Annotated in this window: 7 protein-coding genes; 5 read left to right on the forward strand and 2 right to left on the reverse strand. The window is 72.1% G+C overall.

The window, feature by feature from the left end:
• The first annotated feature begins 63 nt into the window (after positions 1 to 63).
• The 5 genes from QA861_RS29985 to QA861_RS30005 all read left to right on the forward strand — a co-directional run bounded on the left by QA861_RS29985 (position 64) and on the right by QA861_RS30005 (position 8,853).
• Positions 64 to 1,815, forward strand: coding sequence for a fatty acyl-AMP ligase (locus QA861_RS29985; protein ID WP_334591806.1), 1,752 nt, complete (start codon positions 64 to 66; stop codon positions 1,813 to 1,815).
• Positions 1,812 to 5,813 carry a beta-ketoacyl synthase N-terminal-like domain-containing protein gene (locus QA861_RS29990; RefSeq protein ID WP_334591807.1) on the forward strand — a complete coding sequence of 1,334 codons (4,002 nt, stop codon included), beginning with the start codon at positions 1,812 to 1,814 and terminating at the stop codon, positions 5,811 to 5,813. Before QA861_RS29985 ends, QA861_RS29990 begins: the two co-directional genes overlap by 4 nt.
• A gap of 22 nt (positions 5,814 to 5,835) precedes the next feature.
• On the forward strand, positions 5,836 to 6,774 hold the full coding sequence (locus QA861_RS29995) for an alpha/beta hydrolase (protein WP_334591808.1): 939 nt from the start codon (positions 5,836 to 5,838) through the stop codon (positions 6,772 to 6,774).
• A gap of 122 nt (positions 6,775 to 6,896) precedes the next feature.
• Positions 6,897 to 8,129 (forward strand): PucR family transcriptional regulator, encoded by a 1,233-nt coding sequence (locus QA861_RS30000; RefSeq protein ID WP_334591809.1) that lies wholly within the window; start codon positions 6,897 to 6,899, stop codon positions 8,127 to 8,129.
• 82 nt (positions 8,130 to 8,211) lie between these two features.
• A complete protein-coding gene (locus QA861_RS30005) occupies positions 8,212 to 8,853 on the forward strand; it encodes a cutinase family protein (protein ID WP_334591810.1) in 642 nt (213 codons plus the stop codon).
• A gap of 92 nt (positions 8,854 to 8,945) precedes the next feature.
• Here QA861_RS30005 and QA861_RS30010 read toward each other — a convergent pair whose 3' ends face one another.
• The gene (locus QA861_RS30010; RefSeq protein WP_334591811.1) at positions 8,946 to 10,679 is read right to left on the reverse strand and encodes a hypothetical protein; all 1,734 of its coding nucleotides are present in this window, start codon (positions 10,677 to 10,679) and stop codon (positions 8,946 to 8,948) included.
• 113 nt (positions 10,680 to 10,792) lie between these two features.
• A complete protein-coding gene (locus tag QA861_RS30015; RefSeq protein WP_334591812.1) occupies positions 10,793 to 11,407 on the reverse strand; it encodes a hypothetical protein in 615 nt (204 codons plus the stop codon).
• Positions 11,408 to 11,490 lie beyond the last annotated feature (83 nt).

The following is an 11,490-nucleotide window of genomic DNA, read 5'->3' on the forward strand; positions in this document are numbered from 1 at the left end:
GCCGACCGAACCCAGCCGTTCCCGCTGTTCCCGCCGTTCCCGCGATGTGAGGAGCCATGCCCGATGGACAGCCGCCGCCCCCCGCTCGCCCCCTCCGCCACCCCCCGGAGTCTGCCGGAGTACGTGCGGCACTGGGCCGAAACCACCCCCGACCGCCGGGCGTTCACCTTCGTCGACCATCCCGCCCCGCAGTCGCGCGGCGTCCACCGCACCCTGACCTGGCGCCGACTGGACCTGCGGGTACGGGCGTTGGCCGCCCGGCTCGCCGAAGAGGCCGAGCCCGGAACCCGGGTCGCGGTGCTCTGCCCGCAGGGTACGGAGTACGTCAGCGCCTTCCTGGCGGCGCTCACGGCCGGACTGGTCGCCGTACCCCTGTACCCGCCCGGTCTCTCCGGGCACGCCGACCGGCTCGCGGCCGTGCTGGACGACGCGTCTCCGACGGTAGTGCTGACAACCAGCCATATTCGTGCTGATGTGCGGGACTTCTGTTCCCGCCTGCCGGTACGGATCATCGCCGTCGACCAAGTGGGCGCCGAAGCGAGGGATTTCCTGCCGGTCGCACCGGACGACGATGCCATCGCCTACCTCCAGTACACGTCCGGCTCGACCCGTTCCCCGGCCGGTGTGGAGATCAGTCACGGCAATGTCGTCGCCAACGCCCGTCAGGCGCTGGCCGCTTACGGGGTGGACGAGCGTCCGGTGACCTGTGTGGGCTGGCTGCCGCTCTACCACGACATGGGGCTCGTTCTGAGTGTCGCCGCTCCCGTCGAGCGGGGCCTGCTGTCGGTGCTCATGGATCCTGCCGCGTTCCTGCACGAGCCGGTGCGCTGGCTGCGGCTGCTCGCCGCGCATCCGCGCACACTGAGCGCGGCACCCAACTTCGCCTACGACTACTGCGCTTCGACGGTCACCGACGCCCAGAAGAGGGAACTGCGACTGGACGGGGTCGCCGCGCTGCTCAACGGCAGCGAGCCGGTCCGCCCCGGCACCGCCGACCACTTCCACGCCGCCTTCGCCGCCCAGGGACTGGCGCCCGACACCCACTGTCCGTCGTACGGGCTCGCCGAGGCGACCGTCTTCGTCAGCGCCGCCCGGCCCGGGGAGCCGCTCAGCCGGTTCACGCTCGACCGTGACGCCCTCACCACCGGCAAGGCCCTGCCCGCGCGGGCCGACGATCCCACAGCCGTGACGCTGGCCGGCTGCGGGACTCCGGCGGGCCAGCTGGTCCGTATCGCCGACCCCGTGTCACGCGCCCGGTTGTCCGAGGGAGAGGTCGGCGAGATCTGGGTGCAGGGCCCCAACGTGGGGCGGGGCTACCGGAATCGGGACGAGCAGACCCGGCGGGTGTTCGGTGCCACGTTCGCCGACGACACCGCCGGTTCCGGTCGCTGGTTGCGGACCGGCGACCTGGGGACGTTCCTGGACGGGCAGTTGATCGTCACCGGGCGGCTGAAGGACCTCATCGTCGTCGACGGGCGCAACCACTACCCGCAGGACGTGGAGGCCTCGGTCCAGGAGGCGGACCCGGCCGTGCGGCGCGACCGGCTCGCCGCGTTCGGGGTGCCGGGTGACGCGGGCGAGCGGGTGGTCGTCGTGGCCGAACATGTACGGAGCGTCGGCCTCGCGGAGATCGACGTACCGGGGCTGGTGCGGGCCGTGCGCGCCGCCGTATCGGCTCGGCACGGGCTGCGGCTCGCCGACATCGTCCTCGTGCCGCCGGGCACCGTGCCCCGTACATCGAGCGGCAAGGTGGCACGGGCGCTGACCCGGCGACGCTATCTGGAGGGCGCCTACACGCCGGAGCCGGCCGCATGAGGGGCGCCGACGAGGGCCGGATACGCCGACTGGTCGCCGAACGGGTCGCCGCCTGGGGCGGTACGGCTCCCGAGGACGTGTCCATGGACCGGCCGCTGGCGGACCTCGGAATGTCGTCGCGGGACGCGGTCGTGCTGGCCGGGGATCTCTCGCGGGCGACGGACCGTGAGCTGTCGGCGACGCTGCTGTGGGAGGCGCCCACCGGTGACGCTCTGGTGGCGTATCTGTGCCGCACGGAATCAGGGACGGAGGACGGGGTCGATCCGGTGAACAGACCGGCCCCTCCCCCGGCCTCGGCCGACGAACCCGTAGCGGTGATCGGGGTCGGCTGCCGGCTGCCCGGGGGTGTGCACGGGCCGGGTGACTACTGGCGGCTGCTGACCGACGGCGTCGACGCCGTCCGCCGGGTTCCCGAGGACCGGTGGCGCGACTTCGCCCCGTTCCCGCCCGACGAGGCACCCCTGTACGGGGGGTACCTCGACGACATCGCCGGGTTCGACGCCGACTTCTTCCGCGTCACCCCGCGCGAGGCCGCGGTGATGGACCCGCAGCAGCGCATCCTTCTGGAGGTCGTGCACGAAGCTCTCGACCATGCCGCTGTCCCCGCCGCATCCCTCGCCGGCAGCGCCACCGGCGTCTTCGTCGGTGTCTCCGCCGCCGAGTACGGCTCACTCACCGGCGCCGACCCGGCGGCCGTCGACCCCTGGGCGCCCGCCGGTGCGGCGCCCAGTGTGACCGCCGGGCGGCTGGCCTATGTGCTGGACACACGGGGGCCGAGCATGGCCGTCGACACCGCCTGCTCGTCCTCGCTGGTCGCCGTGCACCAGGCCTGCGTCAGCCTGCGCACCGGTGAGAGCGACACGGCGATCGCCGCCGGAGTCAACCTGCTGCTCTCGCCGACCGTCAGCGTGGCGTTCCGGCGGGCCGGGGCTCTCGCGCCGGACGGGCGGTGCAAGCCGTTCGCGGCGGCGGCCGACGGCATCGGGCGCGGCGAGGGATGCGCGGCCGTGCTGCTGAAGCGGCTGTCCGACGCCGAGCGGGACGGCGACCGTGTTCTCGCCGTCATCCGCGCCACGGCCGTCAACTCCGACGGCCGCTCCAACGGCCTCCTGGCGCCCAACCCCACAGCTCAGAAAGCCCTGTTGGCCACCGTCTATGCCCGCGCCGGGCTCGATCCGGCGCACATCGACCACGTCGAGGCGCACGGCACCGGTACCCCGCTCGGTGATCCGATCGAGGCGGGCGCGCTCAGTGCCGTGCTCGGTGCGGGCCGCGACCCCGACCAGCCGCTGCTGCTCGGTTCCGTCAAGGGCAACCTCGCCCATCTGGAGTCCGCGGCAGGCATCGCCGGGCTGGTGAAGACGGTCCTCGCGCTGCACCACGACACCGTTCCGCCGTCCCTGCACTGCGCGGAGGGGAGCGCCCTGGGCGACGAACGGCTGCGGGTGGTCACCGAGTGCGAGCCGTGGCCGCGCTACGGCGGTACGGCCACCGCCGGGGTGTCCGGTTTCGGGTTCGGCGGCACCAACGCCCATGCGGTACTGGAGGAATGGCGGCCCGATGTCCTCCCGCCGCCCCAGGAGGAGGAACCGGTCTCCCGTCTCCACCTCCTCTCCGACGTCGAGACCATCCGGCTGCGGGACACCGCGACCCGGCTCGCCGACTGGCTCCGTACGCCGGAGGGCAACGCCGCGCACCCCGCGGACGTGGCGCGTACGCTCGCCGGACGTGTCGGGCGGGGTACTGTGCGCGCCGCGGTGGTCGCCCACGACGTCGGCGAACTGGCTGACGGGCTAAGGGCATTGGGGCAGGGGGAGTCGCACGCGCGGGTCGTGACGGGTGAGCGGGATCTCGTCGGGCGCGGGCCGGTGTGGGTGTTCTCCGGGTACGGCAGCCAGTGGGTCGGCATGGGGCGGCGGTTGCTGGCCGAGGAACCCGCCTTCGCCGCCGCCGTGGAGAAACTCGACGCGCAGATCGCCCCGGAGTGCGGGCTCTCCCTGTATGAGCACCTGGCGGACGGCGGCGACCTCGACCGTCTGGAGGTTGCCCAACCCGTGCTGTTCGGGCTTCAGTTGGCTCTCGCCGAGCTGTGGCGCTCGTACGGTGTCGAACCCGCCGCCGTCATCGGCCATTCCGTGGGTGAGGTGGCCGCCGCGGTGTGCGCGGGCGCCCTGGACGTGTCGGAGGCCGCCCGGGTGGTCGCCGTACGGGCCCGGCTGCTCAGCGGTCTGCGGGGCGGCGCCATGGCTGTCGTCGACCTCGACGACGGTGAACTCGACGCCCTGGCACGGGACTTCCCGGGTGTCTGTGTCGCCGTGCACTCCTCGCCCGGGCAGAAGATCGTCGCCGGGGAGGAGCAGGCGGTGACCCGGCTCGTGCGGCGGCTGGAGCAGCAGGGGCGGACCGCTCGCGCCCTGCGGGTCGTCGGCGCCGGGCACTCGCCCCAAGTCGAGCCGCTGCTACCGGAGTTGCTGGATTCCCTGGCCGACATCCGGGGCGGCCGGCCCCGGGTCCCCGTCTACTCCACCGTCCTGGACGACCCGCGCGGCGACTCCCTCTTCGACGCCGCCCACTGGGCCGCGAACCTGCGGCGGCCCGTTCGCCTGGCCCGGGCCGTCGCTGCCGCCGCAGCCGACGGTCACACCGCGTTCGTCGAGATCTCGCCACATCCGGTCCTGACCCGGGCCGTCCTCGACACCGCGCCCGGCGTCCTCGCCATCGGCACCCTGCGCCGCGACGGCGACAGCGGTGCCGGGTTTCTGGCCCAGGTCGGCGCCCTGTACTGCGCGGGCGGGCGCCTGTCGTCACCTCCGGGCCACGTCATCGACCTGCCCGCGCCGCGCTGGCGGCACGTCCGGCACTGGTGGACGGACGGGCGTGCTACGCCCACGGCGCCAACGTCGCTCACGACCGGCGCGGTGACCGAAGAGGCCCACGTTCCGGACACGTCCGTCTCCGGCCGGCTGCGTCATCACATCGCCGCCGTCACCGGCCACCCGGCGACCCGCCTCACACCTTCCACCCCACTGGCCGACCTCGGCCTGGACTCCCTGATGGCCGTCCGTATCCGCAGCGCGCTGGAAGCCGAGTACGGGATCGAGCTGCCCCTGCGCGAGCTGCTCGGCGCCGCCTCCGTCCAGGCGCTGGCCGACCGCCTCCAACAGGCGCTCCCCACAGGCGAGTCGGCCGGTCCCCTACGTACCCTGCGCGCCACCGGCTCCCGGCCTCCGCTCTTTCTCGTCCACGCGGCCGGCGGCACGACCGACGTCTACCGGGCGCTGGTCGAACGGCTCGGTGAGGAGCGGCCGGTGTACGGACTGGAACGGCTCCCGGACGCCCGTACGGTGACCGAGAAAGCGCGCCACTACGCCGAGGCCATCGCCGACGCGCACCCCACCGGGCCCTGTCTGCTGGCTGGTTGGTCCTTCGGAGGCTTCGTCGCCCAGGAGACGGCACGGCAACTCGTCGCCGCCGGACGGGACGTGGAGCTCGTGGCACTCATCGACTCGGTACGGCCCCTCCCCCGGCCCGGCGACACCCCGGCCGACCGGATCCGCGCCCACTTCGAGGGCTTCGCCCATCATGTCGCCGACGCGTACGGCGCCCAACTGGATCTCCGGTACGACGAGTTGCTCGCGATGGACGACGACGGCGAACGCATCGACACCGTGCTGCGGGCCCTGCGCGAGGTCGCCGACATACCGCCCGCCGCCCTGGAGCATCAGCGCTCCTCCTACCTGGACCTGAGGATCGGCGAGGCCCACCGCCCGGGGGCCTACGACGGGCGGGTGGTCCTGTACCGGGCCACCGAGCCCGCTCCGCACACCGTGCGCGACCCGGCGTACGAACGGGACGACGAGTCGCTCGGCTGGGACGAGGTGTGCAGGCGGCTGACGGTCGTACCGGTCGCGGGGCACCATCTGTCGTTGCTCGACCCGCCGTATGTGGACGAGATCGCCGCCCAGTTGCGGGGCGCACTCGACGAACAGAGCCGCTGAACCGGACGACGAGGAGCAAGTCATGGACCGTACCAGCACCGGAGTGTCCCGGCGCGCTGTCACCAAGGCCGGCACGGCCGTCGGTCTGACCGCGCTGTTCGGCACCAGAGCCGCCACCGCCCGAGCCGCGACCCGGCTCTCCGCCCGCACCCTGGACGTCTCCGTGTCGTCCCCCGCCCTGGGCCGCAGCGCGCCGGTCCGGCTGATCCTGCCGACGAGTTTCGGCACGCAACCGGGGCGGACCTACCCCGTGCTGTATCTCCTGCACGGCGCCCACGACGACTACACGTCCTGGACCCGGGAGACGGACATCGAGGCCTTCACCGAGGGCAGGGACCTGATCGTGGCGATGCCGGACGCGGGGCCCACCGGCATTCCCACCGCCTGGCGCGGCGGCCCGAACTACGAGGCCTTCCAGCTCACGGAGGTCCCCGCGCTGCTGGCCCGCCAGTACCGGGCCTCCAATGTCCGGGCCGTCGCCGGGGTCTCGACCGGCGGCTACGGCGCCATGTCGCACGCGGCACGCCATCCGGGCATGTTCGCGGCGGCGGCCTCGTACAGCGGCATCCTCGACACCATGGCTCCCGGTGTGCCCCCACTCGTGGACGCCATCGTGGCCCGCGAGAACCTGGCGCCGGGCTCCCTGTGGGGCAACCCCTTCCTCAACGCCCTCACCTGGCGCGACTTCAACCCGCGCTCCCGCGCCGAAGGGCTGCGCGGCACCCCGCTGTACGTCTCCAGCGGCAGCGGGGTCGTCGGCGGCACCGGTGACTGGCTGCCCGAGGCCCTGGAAAGCGCCCTGTGGCTCTCCGCGCACGCCTTCACCGACACGCTCGCCCTGCTCCGCGTCCCGGTCACGACCCACTACTACACGGGAGGAGGACACAGCTGGGCCTACTGGAAGGGCGAGTTCAGCGCGTCGTGGCAACTGATTGCCAGGGGCCTGGGGTTGCCCGAGTGAGGCCGGTACCGTCGGGGCACGGAACGGAGCGCAGGGGACATCCGTCCAACCCAGGACTTGTCCCTCGCCCCACGGGCACCAACCCGCGGGTGAGCCTCTTCCGGGTGAAAGGAGGGCCCTCTGTGGCGACCCCCGCCCCGCACGGTGTACCGGACGACCCCGGAGCCGCCGCTGTACCGCCCGAACTGGCCAGACTGCTGCGCGACCAGTTGGAGGCCGTCGCCGACGAGGTGGAGGAGGAGGTACGCAGCCAGGTCCCCGAGTACGCCGTCCGGTCGGCCGACGGAGCGAGCCGCGCACTCCTCAGGTCCGGGGTCGTACAGGCGCTCACCCTGTTCGTCGACCACATCGCCGATCCGCGCGCCCGGGGAGACTCGATCACCGCGATCTACCACGAGCTGGGGCGCGGCGAGGCGCTGGAGGGCCACAGCCTCGAAACACTGCAGTCCGCGCTGCGGGTCGGGGGGCTGCACGCCTGGCGGCTGCTGGGCCGTGCGACGGAGGAACTCGGGCTGGACTCCGCGGTCATGGCCGGGCTGGGCGAGCTGGCGTTCCGGACCGTGCACGAGGTCGCCGAGGCAGCGGCGGCGGGGTACGCGGAGGGGCAGCTGCGCAGCGCGGACGAGCTGGAACGGCGCCGGGGGCGGCTGCTCGCCCTGTTGCTGGGCGAGCAGCCGGTGTTGCCGGAGGCGGTGCGGGACCTGGCGCACGGCGCCCGGTGGACCGTACCGCCGTACGTCGCGGTCGTCGTCCTCGCGGCCTCGCCGGACCAGCGGGAGGAGCGGCCGTTGGCTGCCGCCGGGGCGCTGGTGGACATGGAGTCCCGGCCGCCACGGATGCTGGTGCCCGACCCGGACGGCTCGGGCGGCTTCGGCGGCCGGGCGTTCACGCTCGCCCTGCGGGGGCGGCCGGCGGCGATCGGGCCGACGGTCCCCCTCACCGAGGCCGCCAGGTCGCTGCGCTGGGCCACCCGGGCCCTCGGGCTGATGGGGCGCGGGATACTCCCCCGGCACGGGGTGGTGCGCTGCGCCGACCATCTGTCGACGCTGCTGCTGCACAGCGACGAGCCCATGCTCGACCTGCTCCGGACGCGCGCCCTCGCTCCCCTCGACGGGGTCTCCGAGCAGCCGCGCGGCAGGCTCGCGGAGACACTGCTCGCATGGCTGCTCAGCGGCAGCAACGTGCCCGATGTCGCCGCCCGCCTACACGTCCACCCGCAGACGGTCCGCTATCGCCTGCGCCAACTGGAGAAGCTCTTCGGCGAGGCCCTGCACGACCCGGTAAAACGCCTGGATCTGATCCTGGCACTCACGTCGGCACAAAAAGGCGAGGAATTCCTGAATTCCCGTCCATAACACTCGGTGCGGCAACACGAATACGTTCGGGACGTCCTTTCTCATAGGCGCTTGATCGCGCCCGACCCGCGAAGGATCCCCCATGCGTATCCGCTTCTGTCTCGCCGCGCTCGCACTCGTCGGCGGGGCCGGACTGACCACCCTCTCGGCACCCGCCGCCACCGCCGCCGCCTGCAGCGACATCGACGTCGTCGCGGCTCGTGGCACGTTCGAGCCGGGCACGCTCGGCGCGATCGTCGGTGACCCGGTGTATTCCGCCCTCCAACGGAATCTGACGGGCAAAAGCCTGTCCAGCTACAAGGTGAACTACCCCGCGGACCTTTCCCTCACGTCGGCCGCGCAGGGCAACTCGGATCTGGTGAACCACGTCCGGAGCCAGGCGGCCGCGTGCCCGAACCAGCGTTTCGTGCTCGTCGGCTATTCGCAGGGCGCTAACGTCGTCGACAACTCCGTCGGAATCAGCAGTGCCGGCGCGGTGGTCGGCAGCCCGATCGTGGCCACCATTCCCGCCGCACTGGAAGGGAGGGTCGCCGCGCTGCTGCTGTTCGGCAACCCGATCCGGGCGATCGGCAAGAGTGTCACCGGCACCTACCAGAGCCGCACCATCGACTTCTGCGCCAAGGGCGACCCCATCTGTGAGAACGGCGGGGGCGACGTGCTGGCGCACCTCGGCTACACGGCGAACACCGGCGCGGCGGCAGACTTCGCGGCGACCAAGGTCTGAGCCGTCGGACCTGTCTGAGTCAACTCCCGTACGGGACACGGGAAAGAGCCCGGGAGGAATATCCTCCCGGGCCCTTCTTCCATGGCAGGAAGCTATTTCGGGTCCCGCGCGAACTCCGTGAGGCTCGTGGAGACGGGCTCCGGGCGGCCGTTGTTCTGCGTGGGTGCGGCGGTCAGCACGTCGAGGTGCTGGTAGCCGTCGGCGACCACGGGGTGGAGGTCGGTGGGGATGCGGCCGGCGAGCAGTCCGTCGCCCGCGAGGACGGTGAGTGTCGGGTTCGCCGTGAGCCCCTCCGGGTGCACGATGAGCCGCTTCACCTGTGGGGAGGTGGCCAGTTCGAGGTCGGTGACGAGCTTCGTCGGAAAGTACTGCTCGGTGAAGTCGAGCGGCTGCTGGGCGAGGCTGCGGGCCAGTTCCTGGATGTCGGTGACCTCCTTGCCGGCCCCGGTGAACGGTGTTCCGTCGGCCGACCGGTACCCCGGGTCGTCGGGGTCGCCGACGCGGTCGTAGTTCCGCCAGGTGTAGAGCGGCCCGTGCGGCCGGTCCGGGATGGCCTTGTACGCGATGCCGAACAGCCCCGGCTGCTCGTCGCCCCCGTTGGCCACGGGAAAGGACTTGTCCGCGATCGGCCCGCCGTCGAAGAAGCCCACGCTGCTCTGCAGGAAGGCCAGGGGTACGGAGTTGTCGTCCATCAGCGCGCCGAGCACCGTCTCGTTGGTGAGCCGGAAGTCCTTCACGGCGGGTGAGCCGGTGAGGAAAGCTGCGGCGTCCTTGGCGAAAAGGAAGCGGTTCGTCGCCTCGATGTTGACGTTGGCGGGCAGATAGGAGGGCAGGTCGGACTCGCCGCCCGGGTCCCGGATCGCGCCGACACCCGCGATGGCCAACAGGGTCATCGTCTCGGCGTTCAGCAGGACCGGCGCGGACAGCGAGCGCGGCAGCAGTCCGCTGTCGAGCCCGGCCTGTACGACGCCGTAACCGAGGCCGATGTCGGGCAGGTTGGTGTCGTCCGGGATGCTGCCGCTCAGGTCGGCGAGCGAGGTGGAGACGGTGGTGTCGAGGGCGAACCAGCCCGCGCACTGGCGGTGTCCGGCGTCGGCGGTGGTTGCGGGGTCACCGTCGAAGTCGGCGACCGCGAAGTACCCGGTGATCACACCGCCGAGGGAGTGCCCGCCGCACAGCACCTTTCGCTCACGCACGCCCTGGTCGGGCAACTCGGCGGTGAGAAGGGTGTATTGGTCACGGACGGTCTGCTCGATGCCGAGCTTCGCCATCCAGCCGAGCTTGTCGTTGCCGGTGAATCCGGCGAACGTACGGCCCGCGACCTGTTTGCCCCGGTAGTAGTAGTCGACGGCCGTGTGCTGGTCGCCGGAGTCGATGCCGGTGTGGTCCTCCATGCAGTTGGAGCGCCGGTCCAGGGCCCAGAACTCGATGTGCCGGCCCTGTTCCGCAGCGCGGGCCACGGTGTTGCGGGCGACGCTGTCGAACGCCCCGGCGCCCTCCAGGATGCCCGGCTGGGCGACGAGGATCCGGTCGGCGTCGGCGGACTCTGTCGGCCCGGCGGAGGAGCGGTAGCGCAGGTAGGACAGCCAGTCGCACGCCGCCGGGCGGGCCCCGAAGGACGCCGGCAGCGGCGCCTTCACCCGGACCACGGTCTCGGTCACGCCGGCGACCGCCGGGTTGGACGTCGCCACGGGGGCCTCGGTGCGCACGTTCTCGCCGTGCGCCTCCGGGGCCACCGCGGTGAGCGTCCCGGTGGTGAGCAGCACCGCGAGCGCGGTGCCGCGCAGCCCCGTCAAGGGCCTCCTTCTGCTGCAACTCGTCTTCATAGCGGGACCGTAGGACCGCCCGGACCACGCACTCAGGCGGTGCTCACAAGAACGCAGCCTCCGGCGGCACCTTTGTCATCAGGCACCAACCGCGTGTACCTCCTACAGGCCGTCTACAGTCCGTCGTTCTTCATGGCGGCGACGATCCGGACGTGACGGTCGGCCGCCGTGCCGGACCACTCGTTGTCGTAGTTCAGGCCGTAGGGCCAGAAGTGGCCGCCGCCGGTGGACAGTTTGGCGCCGGAGCCATCGAACTGCCGTACAAGCGCGGTGGCTTGCGAGCCGGCCCAGGTGCCGCTGCCACCCAGGGAGGACCAGCCCGAGCTGGTGCCCACGCCTATGGTGTGGGCGATCTCGTGCAGCGCGGTCCGCTCGGACATGTAACTGCGGTTGCTGCCGAAGCGGATGGTGCCGTTGATGTTGCCGTCGGCGGTGGGGACGCCAGGCTCGTAGCGGACGGTGAGGGTCTTTCCGAGGTCGCTGAGGTTGTTGTAGCGGGTCACGGCCGCGTTCATGGCCGTGGTGATGAGGTTGTACGCGGACTGCTGGTCCGCCGTGGGGTTGCTCGCCCGGACCAGGGACCAGGTGATGGTGGCCGCCGCTGCCCGTTCGCCGGCCACCGGGGCGGGCTGCGGGGCTGCCTGTGCGATGCCGGGGCCTGCCACCATCACGGCTGCCAGGGCGGCGACCACCGCTTTGTTGCGCCACGAAACTCGCTGTGAACTCATGGGGGCTCCTGTGGGGGGATGAGCCGTCGCGTTGGGGGACGACGGTTTCCTGAAAGCGCTTTCCCAGGTTGCCCGGAGGCTAG

Source organism: Streptomyces sp. B21-083, assembly GCF_036898825.1.
Taxonomy (GTDB): Bacteria; Actinomycetota; Actinomycetes; order Streptomycetales; family Streptomycetaceae; genus Streptomyces.

Coding starts and splice junctions, on each gene's coding strand:
- QA861_RS29985 (WP_334591806.1), top strand. CDS start 64: ATGGACAGCCGCCGCCCCCCGCTCGCCCCCTCCGCCACCCCCCGGAGT.
- QA861_RS29990 (WP_334591807.1), top strand. CDS start 1,812: ATGAGGGGCGCCGACGAGGGCCGGATACGCCGACTGGTCGCCGAACGG.
- QA861_RS29995 (WP_334591808.1), top strand. CDS start 5,836: ATGGACCGTACCAGCACCGGAGTGTCCCGGCGCGCTGTCACCAAGGCC.
- QA861_RS30005 (WP_334591810.1), top strand. CDS start 8,212: ATGCGTATCCGCTTCTGTCTCGCCGCGCTCGCACTCGTCGGCGGGGCC.
- QA861_RS30010 (WP_334591811.1), bottom strand. CDS start 10,679: ATGAAGACGAGTTGCAGCAGAAGGAGGCCCTTGACGGGGCTGCGCGGC.
- QA861_RS30015 (WP_334591812.1), bottom strand. CDS start 11,407: ATGAGTTCACAGCGAGTTTCGTGGCGCAACAAAGCGGTGGTCGCCGCC.